The sequence below is a fragment of the Streptomyces sp. NBC_01275 genome, from assembly GCF_026340655.1.
GTDB lineage: Bacteria > Actinomycetota > Actinomycetes > Streptomycetales > Streptomycetaceae > Streptomyces.
Window position 1 is genome coordinate 4,016,203 of sequence record NZ_JAPEOZ010000001.1, and the last position, 19,472, is coordinate 4,035,674.

The 19,472-nt window shown below is 72.8% G+C and carries 18 protein-coding genes, 1 tRNA gene and 1 pseudogene; 5 read left to right on the forward strand and 15 right to left on the reverse strand.

All coding sequences use genetic code 11. The features are described from left to right. Nucleotides 1–17: 17 nt before the first annotated feature. From OG562_RS17525 to OG562_RS17540, 4 genes are all read right to left on the reverse strand, one after another. Nucleotides 18–206 carry a hypothetical protein gene (locus OG562_RS17525; RefSeq protein WP_266398664.1) on the reverse strand — a complete coding sequence of 63 codons (189 nt, stop codon included), beginning with the start codon at nt 204–206 and terminating at the stop codon, nt 18–20. A 92-nt stretch (nt 207–298) separates the two neighbouring features. Next, the gene (locus tag OG562_RS17530) at nt 299–1,186 is read right to left on the reverse strand and encodes an SDR family oxidoreductase (RefSeq protein WP_266398666.1); all 888 of its coding nucleotides are present in this window, start codon (nt 1,184–1,186) and stop codon (nt 299–301) included. Beyond that, nucleotides 1,183–2,064, reverse strand: coding sequence for an alpha/beta fold hydrolase (locus OG562_RS17535; protein ID WP_266398668.1), 882 nt, complete (start codon nt 2,062–2,064; stop codon nt 1,183–1,185). Before OG562_RS17535 ends, OG562_RS17530 begins: the two co-directional genes overlap by 4 nt. Further along, entirely contained in the window at nt 2,061–3,587 is a 1,527-nt protein-coding gene (locus OG562_RS17540) for an NAD(P)/FAD-dependent oxidoreductase (protein WP_266398670.1), read from the reverse strand. Before OG562_RS17540 ends, OG562_RS17535 begins: the two co-directional genes overlap by 4 nt. Nucleotides 3,588–3,716: 129 nt before the next feature. Here OG562_RS17540 and OG562_RS17545 point away from each other — a divergent pair, with 129 nt between their 5' ends. Then, entirely contained in the window at nt 3,717–4,394 is a 678-nt protein-coding gene (locus tag OG562_RS17545) for a MerR family transcriptional regulator (RefSeq protein WP_266398671.1), read from the forward strand. 109 nt (nt 4,395–4,503) lie between these two features. Here OG562_RS17545 and OG562_RS17550 read toward each other — a convergent pair whose 3' ends face one another. Then, nucleotides 4,504–5,328 carry an exodeoxyribonuclease III gene (locus OG562_RS17550; protein ID WP_266398672.1) on the reverse strand — a complete coding sequence of 275 codons (825 nt, stop codon included), beginning with the start codon at nt 5,326–5,328 and terminating at the stop codon, nt 4,504–4,506. A gap of 81 nt (nt 5,329–5,409) precedes the next feature. On the opposite strand from OG562_RS17550, the gene OG562_RS17555 reads away from it, so the two are divergent. After that, nucleotides 5,410–5,904, forward strand: coding sequence for a GNAT family N-acetyltransferase (locus tag OG562_RS17555; protein WP_266398675.1), 495 nt, complete (start codon nt 5,410–5,412; stop codon nt 5,902–5,904). A gap of 23 nt (nt 5,905–5,927) precedes the next feature. Here the strand turns inward: OG562_RS17555 and OG562_RS17560 are convergent, their stop codons facing one another. Further along, complete coding sequence (locus OG562_RS17560; protein ID WP_323187657.1) at nt 5,928–6,575, reverse strand: response regulator transcription factor; 648 nt, start codon at nt 6,573–6,575, stop codon at nt 5,928–5,930. Beyond that, the gene (locus tag OG562_RS17565) at nt 6,566–7,930 is read right to left on the reverse strand and encodes a sensor histidine kinase (RefSeq protein WP_266398679.1); all 1,365 of its coding nucleotides are present in this window, start codon (nt 7,928–7,930) and stop codon (nt 6,566–6,568) included. Before OG562_RS17565 ends, OG562_RS17560 begins: the two co-directional genes overlap by 10 nt. Nucleotides 7,931–8,063: 133 nt before the next feature. Between OG562_RS17565 and OG562_RS17570 the strand changes: the two genes are divergently transcribed. The 3 genes and pseudogenes from OG562_RS17570 to OG562_RS17580 form a co-directional block, all read left to right on the forward strand. Then, nucleotides 8,064–8,903, forward strand: coding sequence for an ABC transporter ATP-binding protein (locus tag OG562_RS17570; protein ID WP_266398682.1), 840 nt, complete (start codon nt 8,064–8,066; stop codon nt 8,901–8,903). After that, nucleotides 8,897–11,356 (forward strand): ABC transporter permease, encoded by a 2,460-nt coding sequence (locus OG562_RS17575; protein ID WP_266398684.1) that lies wholly within the window; start codon nt 8,897–8,899, stop codon nt 11,354–11,356. Before OG562_RS17570 ends, OG562_RS17575 begins: the two co-directional genes overlap by 7 nt. A gap of 164 nt (nt 11,357–11,520) precedes the next feature. Next, nucleotides 11,521–12,060, forward strand: a pseudogene (locus tag OG562_RS17580) (helix-turn-helix transcriptional regulator); the annotation flags it as partial. A 126-nt stretch (nt 12,061–12,186) separates the two neighbouring features. Here OG562_RS17580 and OG562_RS17585 read toward each other — a convergent pair. The 8 genes from OG562_RS17585 to galU form a co-directional block, all read right to left on the reverse strand. Further along, nucleotides 12,187–12,654: a DUF6083 domain-containing protein gene (locus tag OG562_RS17585; RefSeq protein ID WP_266398686.1), complete on the reverse strand. Its 468-nt coding sequence runs from the start codon at nt 12,652–12,654 to the stop codon at nt 12,187–12,189. A 673-nt stretch (nt 12,655–13,327) separates the two neighbouring features. Beyond that, a tRNA-Ala gene (locus OG562_RS17590) sits at nt 13,328–13,401 on the reverse strand. Between the two features lie 94 nt (nt 13,402–13,495). Continuing rightward, nucleotides 13,496–14,986 carry a gephyrin-like molybdotransferase receptor GlpR gene (glpR, locus tag OG562_RS17595; RefSeq protein WP_266398688.1) on the reverse strand — a complete coding sequence of 497 codons (1,491 nt, stop codon included), beginning with the start codon at nt 14,984–14,986 and terminating at the stop codon, nt 13,496–13,498. Between the two features lie 205 nt (nt 14,987–15,191). Further along, nucleotides 15,192–15,854: a GNAT family N-acetyltransferase gene (locus OG562_RS17600; protein WP_266398690.1), complete on the reverse strand. Its 663-nt coding sequence runs from the start codon at nt 15,852–15,854 to the stop codon at nt 15,192–15,194. A 26-nt stretch (nt 15,855–15,880) separates the two neighbouring features. Then, complete coding sequence (locus tag OG562_RS17605; RefSeq protein WP_266398693.1) at nt 15,881–16,423, reverse strand: molybdenum cofactor biosynthesis protein B; 543 nt, start codon at nt 16,421–16,423, stop codon at nt 15,881–15,883. Beyond that, complete coding sequence (moaC, locus tag OG562_RS17610; RefSeq protein ID WP_266398695.1) at nt 16,420–16,917, reverse strand: cyclic pyranopterin monophosphate synthase MoaC; 498 nt, start codon at nt 16,915–16,917, stop codon at nt 16,420–16,422. Before moaC ends, OG562_RS17605 begins: the two co-directional genes overlap by 4 nt. Nucleotides 16,918–17,048: 131 nt before the next feature. Next, nucleotides 17,049–18,371, reverse strand: coding sequence for a gephyrin-like molybdotransferase Glp (gene glp / locus OG562_RS17615; RefSeq protein WP_266398697.1), 1,323 nt, complete (start codon nt 18,369–18,371; stop codon nt 17,049–17,051). A gap of 5 nt (nt 18,372–18,376) precedes the next feature. Further along, nucleotides 18,377–19,279 carry a UTP--glucose-1-phosphate uridylyltransferase GalU gene (galU, locus tag OG562_RS17620; protein ID WP_266398699.1) on the reverse strand — a complete coding sequence of 301 codons (903 nt, stop codon included), beginning with the start codon at nt 19,277–19,279 and terminating at the stop codon, nt 18,377–18,379. Nucleotides 19,280–19,472 lie beyond the last annotated feature (193 nt).

Here is a 19,472-nt window from a genome sequence, read left to right on the forward strand (position 1 = left end):
CGTTTCAGCAGCGCACGCTACATGTCGTGATCCCGGTCGCGCCGCTCGTCCGCCTCGCGCCGCATCCGCTCGGACGCCTCGTCGCGACCCTGCTGGCCGCCCTGCTTGCCCCGCTGCTGCATCTGCTCCTTCGTGTGCGCAGCCTTCTCCTTGGCCTGCTCCTGCAGCTTCTGGGACTGGTCCTGGAACTTGTCCTTCATACCCATGTGGGTTCACTCCTGTGGGAGATGAGGGGGGTTGGGGCCCCGTGGTGGGGCCTCGACCAGACTCACACGGGACGACAGGCCGCGCATTTCGATCAACTACGGTGCGTAGCGCGCGCCTCTTCGTCGGCCGCTCCGCCCGCTCCCACCAGCCCCGTCCGCATGCCCCGCAGCCTGGGCTCGAACCGCTTCATCTCGCGCTGTCCGACGGTCCCGATGAGCGCCGGGAGCCAGCCGCGTACGCCCTGCATCCCGCGTAGCCACCCCTGTCCGTACACATGGCTCGACCGCCGCTCTATGCCGGCGACCAACCGGTCCACCGCCGGGCCCAGCGGGTACGTCTTGTTCGCCGGCCACGGCAGCCGCCCGCGCAGCTCCCGCATCACCTCGTCCTGGTCGGCCCCGCGCACCATGTCGGTGTCGGTCCAGGACAGGTAGCCCACGCCGACGCGCACGCCCTGGTGGCCGACCTCGGCGCGCAGACAGTGCGCGTACGCCTCCACGCCCGCCTTGGACGCGCAGTAGGCGGTCATCATCGGCGCCGGGGTGATCGCGGCGAGGGAGGCGATCTGGAGCAGATAGCCCCGGCTCTCCCGCAGCACCGGCAGGAACGCGCGCGCGGTGACCGCCGAGCCGACGAGGTTGACCTCTATGACCCGGCGCCAGGCCTCCGGGTCGGAGTCGACGAAGGGTCCGCCGGACGCGACGCCCGCGTTGGCGACGACGACGTCCACCTTGCCGAAGCGTTCCTTCACCTCCGCAGCGACCCGGGACATGGCCTCCTGGTCGGTGACGTCGGCATACCAGTGGGCGCTGTCGCCGTGCAGCCGCTCGGCGACCTGCTTGAGCGCGTCCGGCTCCAGGCCGACCAGCGCGATCGTCGCTCCGCGCGCGGAGAGCTTGCGGGCGAGCAGCTCGCCGACGCCCCGGGCGGCGCCGGTGACGACGGCGACCTGCCCTTCGAGGCTGACCTTGTGGCTCATGCGCCCTCCTTCAACTGCGTGTACGTGGTGACGAGTTCGCGGATCCGGCCGGTGACCAGGTCGGGCGCCTCGACCGGTGTCATATGGCCGAGGCCGGGCAGTTCGGTGACGCCGAGGCTGTGCGGGAGCGCTGCGGCGATCCGGTGGGCGTGGACGGGCGGGGTCAGCCGGTCGCCGGTCCCGACGACCACCGCCGTCGGGACGGTCAACTCCCGTACGCCGTGGTCGAGATCGAGCCGGTCGAGGACCTGCGACCAGGAGTGCCGCACCCGGCGCGGGCAGGCGTGCACGATCCGGGCGCACGACTCCACCAGGTGCGGGGCGGATCCGGCGCCCATCGTGGCGTACCTGAGGATCTTCTTCGCGACCGGTGTGACCGGTCCGAGGGGCGCCCTCGCCCCGAGGATGTGCCGGGTCAGCCAGGTCCGCAACCGGCCGGGGCGGATCGGTACGACGGTGGACTCGGCGACCAGCCGCGAGGAACCGGTGCTGCACAGCAGGACGGCGGCGGCGTGTTCCCTCAGCTTGGGGCGCGCGGCCGCCGCCAGGACGGTCATGCCGCCCATGGAGTGCCCGGCGATCACCGCCTTCTCGCCGGTCGCGAGGGTCGCTTCCAGTACGGCTTCGAGGTCGTCGGCGAGCGCGTCCGTGCTGCACACCGCGCTCACCGGACTGCGTCCGTGGCCGCGCTGGTCGTAGGCGATGACGCGGTGGTCGGCGGCGAGGCCCTGGATCTGGGCGGCCCAGAAGGCCGTGGAGCAGGTCCAGCCGTGGGCGAGGACGACGGCGGGCGCGTCGTCGGGGCCGTGGACCTCGACGTGCAGCCGGGAGCCGTCGGCGGAGACGACGGTGAGTGCGCGGACGGCGGCCGGGGTCACGCGGTCACCTCGCTGTCGGCGGTCGCGGCGCTCTGGGCGGTCTCGGGGCTCTGGTGGGCGGGCGCGCGCAGGACCTCGTACTCGGCGAGGTCCACCCGTCGGGTCGCGCGCCGGAACTCTCCGGTCGTCCCCGGCCAGACGGTGGTGTTGCGCCCGCCTGCGTCCAGATACCAGCTGGTGCAGCCGCCCGTGTTCCACACCGTGCGCTGCATACGGTCCTGCACGCGCCGGTTCCAGGCGTGCACGGCGCTCGGGCGGGCGTCGAGGGCGGCGCGGCCGCCGAGGACGTTCAGTTGCCGCAGGTAGTCGGCCATGTAGTTCAGCTGGGACTCGATCATCAGGATCATGGAGGAGTTCCCGAGGCCGGTGTTGGGCCCGATGATCGTCATCCAGTTGGGGAAGCCGGCGGCGGACGCGCCGCGCAGGGCCTCCATGCCGTCCTTCCAGGACTCCGCGAGAGTATGCCCGGCGGCGCCGACGACCCGGTCGGCGATCGGCATGTCGGTGACGTGGAAGCCCGTGCCGAGGACGATCGCGTCGACCTCGGCCTCGCTGCCGTCGGCGGCGACGAGCGTGGACCCGCGGATCTCGGCGAGCCCGCTGGCCACCAGGTCCACGTTGGGCTGCGCGAGGGCCGGATAGTAGGCGCTGGACAGCAGGATCCGCTTGCAGCCGATGCGGTAGTCGGGGGTGAGCTTGGCGCGCAGGGCCGGGTCCTTGATCGCGCGGGCCATGTTCCGCTTGGCGAGCTGTTCGACGAAGCCCAGCTCGTTGGGGTGCTTGGTGAAGGCCTGGACCTGGAGTTCGCGGATGCCCCAGAGCAGCCCCCGGCGAAGTCGGGCGGTGAAGGGCAGCGTCCGGTGCAGGGCGCGCTCCGCGCCGCTGATGGCACGGTCCACCCGGGGCATCACCCACGGCGGGGTGCGCTGGAAGAGCGTCATCCGCGAGACGAGGGGCTGCAGGGCGGGCACGATCTGGATGGCGGACGCGCCCGTGCCGACCATGGCGACCCGCTTCCCGGCGAGGTCGGCGTCGTGGTCCCAGCGGGCGGAGTGGAAGACCTTGCCGGGAAAGGAGTCCAGGCCGGGGATGTCCGGGGTCTTCGGCTCGGACAGCGGGCCGGTGGCGGAGACGACGACGTCGGCGCTGAGCGCGCCGGCGGCCGTCTCGATGTCCCAGCGCAGCTCCGCCGCGTTCCAGGTCATCCGCTGCACCTCGGCCCCGAAGCGGAGGTGGGGCCGGAGCCCGAAGACGTCCGTGACGTGCTCCAGATAGGCCCGGATGTGCTCCTGCCCGGAGAAGGTGCGCGGCCACTCGGGGTTGGGCGCGAAGGAGAACGAGTACAGGTGGGAGGGCACGTCACAGGCGCACCCCGGGTAGCTGTTGTCCCGCCAGGTGCCGCCCACGCTGTCGGCGCGCTCCAGGACGACGAAGTCGGTGATCCCCTCGCGGCGCAGCCGCACGGCGGCCCCCAGTCCGCCGAACCCGGACCCGATCACCGCCACCCGCACATGCTCGGTCATCCCGACACCTCCCACTGTCCCACGACCCCGCCAGTGAACACTGGCGCAGTCGGACTGTAGGGCAGCTCCGTACCGAGCGGTAGGGGCCGGACGGGGAAAGTTACCCGGGGTACGACATAGGGTGCGGGCGTGGCAGACAAGCGTGAATACCGCATGGAGGAGCTGGCCGAGAAGGCCGGCATCACGGTGCGCACCCTGCGCTTCTACCGCGAGCGCAAGCTGCTGCGGCCGCCCCGCCGCCAGGGCCGTATCGCCTGGTACGACGACGGCCATCTGGCCCGGCTGCGCACGATCGCGGCGCTGCTGGAGCGCGGCCACACCCTCACCGGCATCGCCGAGCTGGCGGACGCCCTCGACCACGGGCACGACGTCGCCGAGCTGATCGGCCTCGGCGGCCCCACCGAGGAGGAGCCGGTCCGCCTCACCCCCGAGGAGCTCGCCGCCCGCTTCGAGGGCCAGGTCACCCCGGAGAACCTCGCCGCCGCCCTCGACCTGGGCTATCTGGGCACCGACGGCGACGAGATCGTCCACATCAGCCGACGTCTGCTGGACGTCTCCGCCGCGCTGGTCCGCGAGGGCATCCCCCTCGCCGAGGTCCTCTCCGTCGGCGCCCGGGTCCGCGAACACGCCGACGCCCTCGCCGGCCTCTTCACCGACCTGGTCCTGCGCCACGCCACCGAGGCCGACCTGCCCCGGCTACGCCCCCTGGCCCGCAGCGTGGTGGAGGCGGAACTGTCGCTGGCGCTGGACCGGCGGCTGCGCGAGCCGCCGGCCGCACCTCAGACCTCGGTGAAGAACAACGTGTAGTCGGCGCTACGGCTGTCGGAGTACGTACGGCGGCTGCTGTGGAGATCAACGCGAGTTGGCATGCGCGGGCTACCGGTCGACCGTCGGCCCGCCGCCTGATCGAGGTCGGTCACCTCTCGAAAGTCACCGTCACCGGAGCATGGTCCGACCAGCGCTCCCCATGACTGGCCGCCCGCTCCACGACCGCCTTGACGGCCCGCGCCGCCAGCCCGGGCGTCGCCACGGCCAGATCGATCCGCCATCCCGAGTCGTTGTCGAAGGCCCGCCCCCGGTACGACCACCAGGTGTACGGCCCGTCGACGTCCGGGTGCAGGGTCCGCACGACGTCGACGTACCCCCCGTCCGCCTGGTCGAGCACCCGGCCCAGCCACTCCCGTTCCTCCGGCAGGAAGCCGGAGCTCTTCTGGTTGGCGCGCCAGTTCTTGAGGTCGGCCTGCTGGTGGGCGATGTTCCAGTCGCCGCAGACCAGGACCTCGCGGCCGTCGGCGGCGGCTCGTTCGCGCAGGTCCTTGAGGTGGGCGAGGAACTCGTCCATGAAGCGGACCTTCTCGTCCTGGCGGTCGGTGCCGACCTCGCCGGAGGGGAGGTAGAGGGAGGCGACCGTCACACCGGGCAGGTCCGCCTCGACATAGCGGCCGCTGCCGTCGAACTCGGCCGAGCCGAAGCCGACGCGGACGGCGTCCGGCTCACGGCGGGTGTAGAGGGAGACGCCCGCGCGGCCCTTGGCGGCGGCGGGGGCGTGCGTGACGTGCCAGCCCTCGGGGGCGCGGACCGCCTCGGGCAGCTGCTCGGCCTCGGCGCGCACCTCCTGGAGGCAGAGCACGTCGGCGGAGGTGTCCGCGAGCCACTCCACGAAGCCCTTCTTCGCGGCGGCGCGCAGACCGTTCACATTCACGGAGGTCACAGTCAGCACCCGGGCACGATACCGGCACACTGGTGGGGGTCCGACTGTCGACCGGCGCCGGCCTCCCGGAATTCCCCGAGCTCGATTCCGCATAGATGTACTGTGGGCAGCATGAATATACGCCCTGTACCCTTCGATCACCCCGACGCCGTCAAGCTCGACGCCGAGGTCCAGGCGGAGTACCACGAGCGCTACGGCGACGGCGGCGACGCCACGGTCCTGGCGCCGTCCGACTTCGCCCCGCCGCGCGGGGTGTACCTCATCGCCTACGACGAGCTGGACCGGCCCGTGGCCACCGGCGGCTGGCGCAGCCAGGACGAGAACGGCGAGGGCAACGAGGACGGCGACGCCGAGCTGAAGCGGATGTTCGTCATCCGGGACATGCGCGGCCGGGGGCTGGCGCGGCGGATGCTCACCGCCCTGGAGGACGACGCGCGGGCGGCCGGGCGCACGCGGATGGTGCTGGAGACCGGCACCGAGCAGCCGGAGGCCATCGCCCTGTACACGTCCAGCGGGTACGAGCCGTGCGGGAAGTTCGGCTACTACCGGGAGTACGAGTCGAGCCGCTGCTTCGCCAAGCCCCTCAACGAGTCCCTCCGCGATTAGGGGCGCTCACCGGGTACGGGCGTTCAGCTTCTGAGGTAGGCCAGGACCGCGAGCACGCGTCGGTGGGTGTCGTCGGCCGGGGGCAGGTCCAGCTTCGTGAGGATGCTGCCGATGTGCTTGCCGACGGCCGCCTCCGAGACCACGAGCGACCTGGCTATCGCCCCGTTGGACTTCCCCTCGGCCACCAGCCCCAGCACCTCCCGTTCGCGCGGGGTCAGCCGGGTCAGCGGATCGCGGCGGCGGCGCAGCAACTGCCGTACGACTTCCGGGTCGATGACCGTGCCGCCGGCCGCGACCTCGCGCAGGGCGTCCACGAACTCCTCCACCTGGCCGACCCGGTCCTTGAGCAGATAGCCGACCCCGGCGCCGTCGCCGGAGTCGAGGAGCTCGGCGGCGTAGGCGCGCTGGACGTACTGGCTGAGGACGAGGACCGGCAGGCCGGGGCGCTCGGTGCGCAGCCGGACCGCCGCGTGCAGGCCCTCGTCCTGGAAGGCGGGCGGCATACGGACGTCGGTGACGACGACGTCGACGTCGGGGGCGTGGTCGGCGACCGCCGCCAGCAGGCCCCGCGCGTCGCCCACCGCCGCGACGACCTCGTGGCCGAAGCGGGTGAGCAGGGTCGTCAGACCGTCGCGCAACAGCACGCTGTCCTCGGCGAGGACTACGCGCAGGCCGTGTCCGTGTCCGTTTCCGGCAGCCGGCTCGGCTGACTCGATTGGCTCGACCGACTCGACTGACTCGGCTGGCTCGGCTCGCAAGGGATCTCCACACGCAGCAGGGTCGGTCCGCCCGGCGGGCTGGTCAGCGACAGTCTTCCATCGAGCACCGACACCCGGTCCGCGAGACCGGTGAGCCCGGTGCCCCGGCCGGGGTCGGCGCCGCCTCGGCCGTCGTCCCGCAGCTCCAGCGCCAGCCGGCCGTCGCGGTGCTCCCCCGTGACCCGGGCGCGGCTCGCCCCGCTGTGCCGGGCCACGTTGGCCAGCGCCTCGCAGACCACGAAGTAGGCGGCGGCCTCCACGGCCTGCGGCAGCCGGGGCGTCTCCGGCGCGAACTCGACGTCCACGGGGACCGGCGAGCGGTCGGCCGCGTCGGCGACGGCGGCCGCCAGGCCGTAGTCGGCGAGCACCTTGGGGTGGATGCCGTGGATCAGCTCGCGCAGTGCGGCGAGGGCGGCGCCCGCCTCCTCGTGGGCGCGGGCGAGCTGCTGGGCGAGGGGCCCGCCGGGCGGGGCGTCGAGGCGGGCCAGACCCAGGGTCATGGTGAGGGCGACGAGGCGTTGCTGGGCGCCGTCGTGCAGGTCGCGTTCGACACGGCGGCGCTCCGCCTCGAAGGCGTCGACCAACCGGGCGCGGGAGCGGGTCAGTTCGACGACCCTGGCCTGCGGGTCGCCCTCGCGCGGGGCGACCAGCCGCCGGGTCAGCGCGGCCCGGGCGCCGGCCGCGACGCCGAGGACGTAGGCGCCGGCGGCCAGCAGCAGCGCGCCGAGCACGGCGAAGCCGAGCGCCTCCGGCAGTGTGGTGACCGTCCACAGCTTGGCCACCTTGATCTCCCGCCCGCCGCCGACGGCGGCCAGCAGCAGCGGGGTCGCGGCCATCGCCAGCGGCAGGAACAGGGCGACGGTCAGCAGGAGTGCCTCGGCGGGCCACAGGAGGCAGGCGGCCAGGAGGGTGTGTCCCAGCTCGCGCCAGGTGGCGCGGTCGCGCAGCCGGGTGGTGAGCCAGGCGCGCACGCCGGGCTCACGGAGTTCGGCGTGCGCGCCGGGCGCAGGGGCCGGATCGACCCATCTCAGCCTGCGCCGCTCCAGCGCGGCCACCGGCAGCCCGGCGAGGACGGTGACCGCGAGCAGGGGCAGGCCCACGAGCACGACCGCGAGGACCCCGCCGACGGCTACCCACACCACCAGCCCCACCAGAACAGCAGCCCCGCCGAGGGACCCCGTCAGCAGATAGGCGACGGCGCGCCAGGGCCACGGCGAGAGCAGATAGCCCGGCCGGGACAACGCCTGCCACACGTTTCGGGGATGCATGCGGATCACCGTAGAAGCCGGGCCCGGCCGGAACCACCCTGCTGGACGGAGCACCGAGGGTATGCCTGGCCCTACCCCGACTCTCGCTCCTGCCCGACAGACCCGCCCCGGGGGCACACGGTTTCGTAAGGCCATGACCACAGACGCCGTACAACCGGCCGCCGTCCAACCGGCCGCCGTCCAGTCGACCGCCGTCCAACCTGCCGCCGTGCAACTGACCGCCGTGCAAAGGCGATACGGATCGACGAGATCGACGGGCACCGGGGTGACCGCGCTCGACGACGTCACGCTCGCCCTGCCCCGCGGCTCCTTCACCGCCGTCATGGGGCCCTCCGGCTCGGGCAAGTCGACGCTGTTGCAGTGCGCCGCCGGGCTCGACCGGCCCACCGCGGGCTCGGTGCGGGTCGGCGGGACCGAGCTGACCGCCCTGAGCGAGCGCCGGCTGACGCTCCTGCGGCGCGAGCGGATCGGCTTCGTCTTCCAGGCCTTCAACCTGCTGCCCGCCCTGACCGCCGAGCAGAACGTGGCCCTCCCCCTGCGCCTGGCCGGCCGCCGCCCGTCGAAGGCCCGGGTGCGCGAGGCCCTGCGCCAGGTCGGGCTCGCCGAGCGCGCCGGACACCGCCCCGCCCAGCTCTCCGGCGGCCAGCAGCAACGCGTCGCGCTGGCCCGCGCCCTGATCACCCGCCCCGAGGTCCTCTTCGCCGACGAGCCCACCGGGGCCCTGGACTCGACGGCCGGCCGCGAGGTGCTGACGCTGCTGCGCGCCATGGTCGACACGGAGGGCCAGACGGTCGTGATGGTCACCCACGATCCACTGGCCGCCTCCTACGCGGACCGTGTGGTCTTCCTGGTCGACGGCCGCGTCCACGGCGAACTGACCGGCGCGGACGCGGAGACGATCGCCGCCCGGACGGCCGGGCTGGAGAGCAACGGGCACAGGAGCGGTGAGCAGGCGGTGGGCACGTCATGCTGAGCGTCGCACTGCGCACCCTGCGCGCCCGCTGGACCGCGTTCGTCGGCAGCTTCGTCGCCCTCGCGCTGGGCGTCGGACTGCTCGCCGTGATGGGCCAGGCCCTGGCCGCCTCGCTGGAGGCGCCGGAGCACGCCCCGGAACGGTTCGCGGCGGCCCCGGTGGTGGTCAAGGGGCAGGACACCCTGCGGGTGCCGACCCCGATCGGCGAACGGACGGCGAAGTTGGCGACGCCGCGTCCGGTGCCGGCCGCCACGATCACCGCGCTCCGCGCACTCGGCCCGGTCACCCAGGACCGCTCCTTCCCGGTCCGGGCGCCCGGCGCACCCGCCGATCTGGTCGGCCACCCCTGGCCGACGGCGCGCTTCGCGTCGTACGAACTGACCGCCGGCCGTGCGCCGGAGACCGCCGACGAGGTCGTGACCACCGGAACCTGGGCGACCGTGGGCGACCGCCTACGCACCGGGGACGGACGAGTGCGGGTGGTCGGCACCGTGCGGGCGGCAGGCGCGGCGCAGGCGTCGGGCGCGGCGCAGGCGTCGGGCTCCGAGAACGCGATCTTCTACGCGGACGCACGGGCCGCCCGACTAGCCCCGACGTCGACCCAGTTGGTGGTCGAGGCGGATGCGACGGCCGTACGCGCGGCGGTGGGCGAGACGGCGAGCGTCCTCACGGGCGACGCCCGCCGTCTCGCCGACGCCGACCCCGACCCCGACCGCGACGCCGAGGCCCTGACCGCGCTGAACGCCCTGTTCGGCACGGCCGGCGGGGTGACCGCCTTCGTCTCCGTCTTCGTCGTCGCCTCCACCTTCGCCTTCGCGGTCGACCGGCGGCGGCGCGAGTTCGGGCTGCTGCGCACCGCGGGGGCCACCCCGGGCCAGATCCGGCGGACGGTCCTGGCGGAGGCGCTGCTCGTCGGCACGCTCGCCTCGGCGACCGGCTGCGCACTCGGCGCGTACGGCGCCCCGCACCTGGCCGAGCTGGTGGTCGACGGCGGTCTCGCACCGGGCTGGTACGCGATCGGCGGCCACGTCTGGCCGTACGTACTCGCCTTCTGGACGGGCCTGTCGGTCGCCCTGGCCGGTGCGGCGGCCGCGTCCTGGCGGGCCGGGCGGACCGCGCCGACGCAGGCGCTGCGCGAGGCCGCGGTCGACGGGCGCGCGCTGACGTCGGGACGCCGGGTGTGCGGTACGGCGCTGCTGCTCACGGCCGCCGCGACCCTGGCGTACGCACTGGCGACCGATCCGGGCGACCTGCTGCACCGCAAGACGTACATCAGCCGTCCGATGCTGCTCATCACGGCGACGGCGCTGCTCTCGCCCGCGCTGGTGCGCCCCCTGGCCCGGCTGCTCCCCCGGCTGCCCGGCCCCGTCAGCCTGCTGGTGCGCGAGAACGCGCTCGCCGGAGCCCGCCGTACCGCCGCCGCGGCCGCGCCCGTCCTGGTCACCGTGGCCCTCGCCGGCTCCCTGCTGGGCGCGACGGCCACGTTGAACGAGGCCAGGGCGGCGGAGGTGCGGCAGCAGACGGCCGCGGACTTCGTGCTGACGCCCGGCGACGGCGGCAGCGGCGACGGCGGTGCGACTGTGCCGGCGAGCACGGTGGAGCAGCTCCGGCGGATCCCGGACACGATCGTCTCCGCCGGCGCGGCGACGGCCGTGTACACCCTGGAGGACGGGGTCGCACTGGTGAAGTCCGAGGCACGGGCTGCCGATCCGGGCCTCCTGGGTTCCGCGCTACGACCGCCGGTGACGGCGGGCCGGCTCGCCGACCTGGACGACGCTTCGATCGTCGTGACGGAGGAATGGGCGGAGCACCGGGTGGGGCAGCGGGTGCGGATATGGCTCGGCGACGGCACCCCGAAGACGTTGCGCATCGCCGCCGTACTGGCTGTCGGCACCGGCGACAACGGCGTCTACGTCACCCCGGCCAACGCGGGCGGCGCGGGCGTCGACCGGATCGACGTACGGGTGCGGGCGGGGGCCGATCCGGCGGCGGTCGCGGCGCGGCTGCGGGCGGTCGACGGAGTGCGGGTGCTGACCACGGCACAGTGGGTGCGGGCGAGTTACCCGCAGACCAACCGCACCACCCGCCTCGGACTCCTGCTCGTCCTGGGCGTCGCGCTCCTCTACACCGGCATCTCGCTCGCCAACACCCTCCTCATGGCCGCGGCCGACCGCCGACGGGAGTCGAGCATCCTCCGCCTGGCCGGAGCCACCAACGGCCAACTCCTGTGCCTGACCGGCGTGGAGGCCCTCACCGTCGTAGGACTGGGGGCGGTCCTGGGCCTCGCGGTCACCGCCGCGAACCTCGCCGGCCTGGCCGGCGCGCTCCATCTGGTCTCGGCTCCGGCGACGGTCGTCGTGCCTTGGGAGGCGATGGGCTGGGTGGCGGGAGCTTGCGGGGTGGTGGGGGTCGTTGTTTCCCTGGCGGCGACGGTGGGGTCAGGGCGCGGGTGAGGGGGTCGCCTGGCGCGGTGGCCGTGGGTCCAGCAGGGCGGGCTCGGTTCCCTGGTCCGGCAGGTACATCGAGCGTGCCCACCAACTCCACCGCATCGCCCACCAGCCGGTCCCGCCCGAACCCCTCCCCCACCCCGAACCGGCATGACCGGGCATGACCGGGGCTGGGCAGACGGCTGTCGGGGCGGGCGGGAACGGGCGCCCTGCTGACCGGGTTCCTCACCGGCCTCGACCAGCAGTTCGACTCCCTCCAGCCGTCCGACGCACCGCGCCTGGGCACGATCCTGCTCGACCTGCTGCTGGCCTGGTTCGCCCAGCTCCTCGACGCCGAGGCCGCCCTGCAACCGGAGACCCGGCACTCGGCCATGACCGAGCGCATCCGGACGTTCATCCGGCAGCACCTCCACGACCCGGAGCTGACCCCGCCCGTGATCGCCGCCGCCCACCACATCTCCCTCAGCTACCTGCACCGTCTCTTCCAACAGCAGGCACAGGGCGAGACGGTCGCGGCCTGGATCCGCGGCCAACGGCTGGAAGGCGCCCGCCGCGACCTGACGAACCCCACCCTGCGCGCCACCCCGATCCACACCATCGCCGCCCGCTGGGGCCTCCCCCGCCCCGCCGACTTCAGCCGCGCCTTCCGCACCGCCTACGGAGTACCGCCCACGGAGTACCGGCTCCAGGCACTGGCCGTACGGGAGTAGCCGAGACGCACGCCGGCGCATGCCATGTCCGGCCTGACAGGGGATGCGTCGGGGCATGCAGCAGCAGTGGACGATGCTCGGATCTCGTCAACTGCCCCCGAGCCAAGTCGGGCGCACGGTCACGCGTCATGCCTCATGCCTCAGACACATGAACTCATGAGCGGGAATGACGGGTTCTCCGGGGGTGGGATCGATGGCGCCGATCCTGAAAGCCACGGTCGCCACAACGATCGGTGTGTTCGCCGCCCTCGGGCGCATCAAACGCCAACGGTGGCGCGGAGGGACCTTCTTCGCCGGCAGCTCGAACGTGGCCAGTTCGACCCAACGGTCATAGTTGGTCAGGTAGCAACGCACCGGCGCATGACACTGCCGGCATGTGCGGGGCTCGACCCATTCCACGTCATCCGGGTCGAATTCGGGGTCCGGTGCCGCTGTGGCGCCTTCGCACAGGGCAAGCTCGTTGGCGACCTTGTTCCAGCACCTGTCGCAGAGTTCGACCGACAGGGGAACGATCCGTCCCCGCTCACGAACGTCAGGCCCGTTCGAGGAGCACAACAGGCACTCAGGCTGGCTGACACTGTGGAGAACCGCCATTTTTTGAGTGTGAGTGCCCGGTACATCATTCAAACAGGGCGCATTTCGGCCTTGTTCGGCAAACTCGCACTTCAGTCGCCCGATCGGCGCGCAGGCGCCACTACCGCCTTGAACCACCACTCAACCCAGCTCCCCTCCCGTCCGGCGTCGGCACACACCGCGGAGCAGCGGGCCGAAGGCACGAGCGCAGTGCGGAGCGGAGCCGGAAGCACGCCCGGCCGGGCGGAGTGCGGGCAGGGCTCGATGAGGTGGAAAACCGGTAGCAGCTCCCTGGCCGACAGGCGCTCTGGCGCTGGTCACGCCTCCGTGACGGCCTACAGCCAAGCTCACGGCGAAGACGACCGCTCCTCCCCTGCTAGTCGCGGAGGCCGAGCGACTCAACAGGGTCTTGTCCGGCTTGACTCCGGTCCTCACCTCAGATCAAGTCGCGCAGATCTACGCGGTCGCCCGTGACCCTCGAACCTGGCACTAGCCGCGCAGAACCCAGTCGTCGACGTCGTACTCCAGGACTTGGCAGGCCGCACCCAGCGTCATGTCGTCAATCTCCCCAGGGCGGCCCGTCCGCGCATGCAGCGCGGCAGACGAGGATCACGGGCATGCCGACGGAGCTGCTCAACCGTGCCACGCCAAAGAGCCCCAGCCGGATCTCTCCGACTGGGGCTCTGAGCTGCGGTGGACCTGTGGGGATTTGAACCCCAGACCCCCTCGATGCGAACGAGGTGCGCTACCAGACTGCGCCACAGGCCCTTGCAACGAGTGAAACTCTAGCACCCCCATCGGGGTGCTTGGAAATCCGTTCCCCGCGGGCGGACGCGGGCCGACCGCAGGTCACGAGCCCCGGTCACTCGTTGGCGGCTCGGGGGCGGCCGTCGTCGTCGTACTGGTCGAACAGGGGGGTGCGGCCGCGTTCCCGGGAGCGGCGGGCCGAGGCGGCCCGGCGGGCGTCGCTGCGTTCGTCGCCCTCCGGCCTGGGCTCGCCGTCGGAGGCCTCGTCCGACTCGCCGTCCGCTCCGGCGCCGCTCTCGGCGTCCCGGTTCCGGTCGTCGGCGGTGTGCTCGTGGGCCCCGTCCGCCGTGTCCTGGTCCGGCGCGACCGAGCTGGAGCGGGCCGAGCTCCAGGCGTCCGGCGCTCCGAGGTCCACGTCTGAGGTGGCCCGGGGCGCGACCGGCGCGGTCACGTAGGTCGGCAGCGGTACCGGTACCGGGTCCCAGCTCTCGCCGTGGCCGGGCCGGCGCTGCCGCTCACGCTGCTGATCGACCCACTCCGCGTGGTCGGTCTGCTCGACGAGCGCCCTGCGGTCCGCGGCCAGCGCCAGCAGCCCGGGGTCGGTCTCCGGTTCGGGGTCCTCGTGCGGCTCCTCTGCGCCGGCGTCCGGGCCGGTGTCGGCCGAGGCGTTCGCGGACGCCGAGGCCCGCCTGCGCGGCTGGCGCTCCCGCAGCCGCTGCGCGGCGACCTCGGCCCGCCTGCGGTCCATCTGGTAGGCGAAGCGCCGGTGCTCCTGGGAGCGCAGGTACGCGATGTAGGCGCTGAGCAGGACGGCGGGCACGGCGGGCGCCCAGAGGAACGTGAGTCCGCCGACGGCCGCGACGACCGCGCCGAGCGTGAAGGCGAGGAAGAGCAGGACGGTGGTGCGCCGACGGCGTGCGAGCGCCTTCGAGCGCTGGGCGCGCGCGGCGGCCGCCTGTGCGGAGGGCGTCGTGCGTCTCGCGACGGGGACCCGTGCCGGCGCACGTTCCGGCATGCGCTCCGCCCCACGCTGGTGCGCCGACGCGGCGCTCGCTTCATACCCGTGCCCCGATGCGGACGCGGGAGCCGATTCGGGCGCGGAGGCCTGCTCGTGCGGGGACTTGACCGCGTGCTCGCGCGCCGGCTTCGCCGCCTGTTCGCGCGCGGGCTTGGACGCCTGCTCACGGGTGGGCCGGGACGCCTGTTCGCGCTCCTGGCCGCGCGCCGGTTCACGCGTCGGCTCCGGGCGTTCCTGCCCGCGCTCCTGCCCACGTGCCGGTCCGCGCTCCTGCGGACGCTCCTGAACCGTCGCTTTCACCTGCGGGCGGGTCGGAGGCATGGCGAAGGCCCGGACGTCCACCGATGCGGTGACGCCGTCCGGCGGCACGTCGGAGTCGGGCTCGCCCTCCTCGGTGGAGCGCGCCCGCAGGTCCTTGGCGTACCGGCGCTCCATGCCCGCCCGTCCGGACAGCAGCCGGATGGCGGTGCTGAAGCGTTCCGTCGGACGGGCTTCGTTCAGCTCGTCCTGCCTACGGAGCCACATCGGCACCAAGTAGGCGGCCCAGGCCCCGACGATGACTGCGTAGATGAGGCCGCTGCTGCTCACGCCTCACACGGTAGAGGGGTTTGCGTGAGGCCATCCGCCAATTGGGCCGGTGTGTCGCACGATCTGGCTGATATTTCGAGCTTTTTTTGTGACCGATGCGATCAACGGGCCGCCGAGGGAGTGAATTCAGCGCTCCGAGACCGCTACTAGAACGCCTCCAGAACGCCCCTAGACGGTCACCACTCGATCACTTTCGAACACTTATTCAATTTCTGGGGCCGCCGTGATTCCCGGGAGTGTTCTGGGAGGCGTTGCGGGGGTTGTTCTGGGGGTCGCGGGGCTCACTCCGGGAGCGCGTGCGCCGCCAGCGGCTCAGCAGACCCTCCGGCACCTCCTCCGCGGTGAGTGCGAAGACGAGGTGGTCGCGCCAGGCGCCGTCGATGTGGAGATAGCGCGGCCGCAGCCCCTCCTCGCGGAAGCCGAGTTTCTCCACGACCCGGCGGCTGGGCCCGTTCTCGGGCCGGATGCAGACCTCGATGCGGTGCAGCCCGACCCTGCGGAAACAGTGGTCCACGACGAGCGCCACGGCCGTCGGCATCACCCCGCGGCCGGCCACCGACTCGTCCACCCAGTAGCCGACGTGCCCGGAGCACATGGAGCCCCAGGTGATGCCGGCGACCGTCAACTGCCCGACGAGCCGCCCCTGGTACTCGATGACGAACGGCAGCATCCGCCCCGCGTTCGCCTCGGACCGCAGATGCCTCACCATCTGGCGGTACGTGGGCCGGTGCGCGATCGGCCCGCTGGGCGCGGGCGGCGGGATGGTCGCCTCCCAGGGGCGCAGCCAGTCCCGGTTGCGCCGGTTGACCTCACGCCAGGCCCGCTGGTCGCGCACCTTTATGGGCCGCAGGACGATGTCGCCGTCCACCAGCTCGACAGGCCACGATGGGCTGTTCAGCTCGCACCCCCCGTGCCGGCCCCGGGTCTGGGGTGGTCGCCGCCGCGGATCTGGTCGACGGCGTGCGTCAGCAGGGGCTCCAGAACGGCCAGCCCGTCCTTCACCCCGCCGGTGGAACCCGGGAGGTTGACGATCAACGTGCCGCCCGCCACTCCGGCCAGGCCCCGGGAGAGCGCCGCGGTCGGCACCTTCTCCCGGCCGTACGCCCGGATGGCCTCCGCGATGCCCGGCACCTCGTGGTCGATCACCGCGCGGGTCGCTTCGGGCGTGCGGTCGGTGGGGGAGATCCCGGTGCCGCCGGTGGTGACGATCACGTCGTATCCCGCCTCGGCCCCCGCCCGCAGCACCGCCTCCACGGGGTCCCCGTCCGGCACTACCTGCGGCCCGTCGACAGCGAAACCGAAGCCCTTGAGGCCTTCGGCGATCAGGGGCCCGCCCCGGTCCTCGTAGACCCCGGCGGCGGCCCGGTTGGAGGCGGTCACGACCAGCGCGGCGTACGGCGCGAGCAGCGCGCCGCCGATCGACGCATCGAGTGTCATGCCCGGCTCCAGTCGCCCGACTTGCCGCCCGTCTTCTCCTCCACGCGCACGTCCGTGATGACCGCTCCCTTGTCGACCGCCTTGACCATGTCGATCACGGTGAGCGCGGCGACGGAGACCGCAGTGAGGGCCTCCATCTCGACTCCCGTGCGGTCCGTCGTCCTCACCGTGGCGGTGATCTCCACGGCGTCGTCCGCGACCGACAGGTCCAGTTTCACACCGGACAGCGCCAAGGGGTGGCACAGCGGGATGAGGTCCGGGGTGCGTTTGGCGCCCATGATGCCCGCGATCCGCGCGGTGGCCAGCGCGTCGCCCTTGGGAACGCCCTCGCCGCGCAGCAGCTCGATCACGCGGGGCGAGACCAGGACGCGACCGCCGGCGCGCGCCGTGCGCGCGGTCACGTCCTTGCCGGACACGTCGACCATGCGGGCGGCGCCCGCCTCGTCGATGTGCGTGAGTCGGTCCTGCGCGTCCTGCGCGTCCTGCGTGCTCATGTGTTCTGTGGGCTCCCGGTCCGGGTCCGTCGCGGTACGGCGCACGGGCCTGTTGTGCGCGACACGGTACCCCCATGTCGGGGCGCTCAGCGGCACGGGATCGTCCTGCGGACGACTCCGCGCGCGGGTGCTCAGCCCAGCAGGACGACCTCGACCTCGGCGCCGGGCTCGACGGACTCCACGTCCTCGGGTACGACGATCAGCGCGTCCGCGTGCGCCAGGGCCGCGACGAGGTGGGAGCCCGCGCCGCCGACCGGGCGGACGGCGCCGTCGGCGTGCACGGCGCGCAGGAACTGTCTGCGGCCCTTCGGGGAGGTCAGCGCCTTGTCCGCGGTGAGCTTCGCGCGCGTGGTGGGCCGGTGGACGTCCTCGAGCCCCATCAGGGTGCGGATGGCGGGCCGCACGAACAGCTCGAAGGAGACGTACGACGACACCGGGTTGCCGGGCAGGGCCAGCAGGGGGATGTGGTCGGGGCCGATGGAACCGAAGCCCTGGGGCTTGCCGGGCTGCATGGCGAGCGTGCGGAACTCGATGCCGCTGCCCGCCTCGTCCTCGTCCCCGACGGACGACAGCGCCTCCTTGACGACGTCGTAGGCCCCGACGCTCACGCCGCCGGTGGTGACGAGGAGGTCGGCGCGGACGAGCTGGTCGTCGATGGTGGAACGGAGGGTCTCGGCGTCGTCGGCGACCGCGCCCACCCGGTAGGCGATGGCGCCGGCGTCCCGGGCGGCCGCGGTGAGGGCGAAGCTGTTGGAGTCGTAGATCTGGCCGCTGCCCAGCTCCTCGCCGGGCTGGACGAGTTCGCTGCCGGTGGACATCACGACCACGCGCGGGCGCGGGCGCACGCGTACCGAGGCGCGGCCGATCGCGGCGAGCAGGGCGATCTGGGGCGGTCCGAGGACGGTTCCGGCGTCGAGGGCGCGGTCGCCGGCCTTGACGTCGCTGCCCTTCGCGCGGACGTGCGCGCGAAGGGCAGCGGGCCGGTGCACGCGCACGTGCCCCGAGGCCTGCTCGGGGGCGAGGCTGCGGGCGCGCATCGAGCTGACCGGGCCCTCGCCGAGTCCCCCGTCCGTCCACTCCACGGGGACGACGGCCTCGGCGCCGGGCGGCAGCGGGGCGCCGGTCATGATCCGGGCGGCCTGTCCCGGCCCCACGTGGAGCAGATCGGCATGGCCCGCCGCGACGTCTCCGACGACCTCCAGCACCGCCGGGAACTCCTCGCTCGCGCCTGCGACATCCGCGACCCGCACCGCGTACCCGTCCATGGAGCTGTTGTCGAACGGCGGCAGGGAGACCGGCACCGTGACGTCGTCGACCAGGACGCAGCCCTGGGCGTCGGGCAGTTGCAGCTCGATGGGCTCGAGAGGGCGGACGGTGGCGAGGATGTCCTCCAGGTGCTCGTCCACCGACCAGAGGCGGTCCTGGCCGGTGGTACGGGGCGCGGCGGTGCTCAAAGTGGCTACATCTCCTCGGTGACGTAACTGCGAAGCCAGGTCCGGAAGTCCGGACCCAGATCTTCACGTTCGCACGCGAGTCTGACAATGGCACGCAGGTAGTCGCCGCGGTCGCCGGTGTCATAGCGGCGGCCCTCGAAGACGACGCCGTGCACCGGGCCGCCGGCCTTCTCGTCCTGGGCGAGCTGCTGGAGGGCGTCAGTGAGCTGGATCTCGCCGCCGCGGCCCGGCTCGGTCTTGCGCAGTATGTCGAAGACGCCCGGGTCGAGGACGTAGCGGCCGATGATGGCGTAGTTCGACGGGGCGTCGGCCGGGTCCGGCTTCTCCACCAGGCCGGTGACCTTGACCACGTCGCCGTCCGCGGTGGTCTCCACGGCCGCGCAGCCGTAGAGGTGGATCTGCTCGGGGGCGACCTCCATGAGCGCGACGACGCTGCCGCCGTGCTGCTCCTGGACCTCGATCATCCGCTGGAGCAGCGGGTCGCGGGGGTCGATCAGGTCGTCGCCGAGCAGGACGGCGAACGGCTCGTGTCCGACGTGCGGAGCGGCGCACAGGACCGCGTGTCCAAGGCCCTTGGGGTCGCCCTGTCGCACGTAGTGCATGGTCGCGAGGTCGCTGGACTGCTGGACCTTGGCGAGCCGGTCGGCGTCGCCCTTCTTCTGCAGCGCCGACTCGAGTTCGTAGTTGCGGTCGAAGTGGTCCTCAAGGGGGCGCTTGTTGCGGCCGGTGACCATGAGGACGTCGTCGAGACCCGCGGAGACGGCTTCTTCGACCACGTACTGGATCGCGGGCTTGTCGACGACCGGCAGCATCTCCTTGGGAGTGGCCTTGGTGGCCGGCAGGAACCGGGTGCCGAGGCCGGCTGCGGGGATGACAGCCTTGCTGATCCTGAGGGGGGACTGAGTCATGGCCGCAACCTTATCCGGTGGCTTTGAGAGGAATCTGTAGCTCCGGTTAATAGGTGTTCATATGAGCGTATTGGAACGGTGCAGGTGCGACACATGAAACACAGCCACGACAGCCAGGACAGTCACGACAGCCAGAGCAGCCAGAGCAGCCAGAGCAGCCAGAGCAGCCAGAGCAGCCAGAGCAGTCCGGACC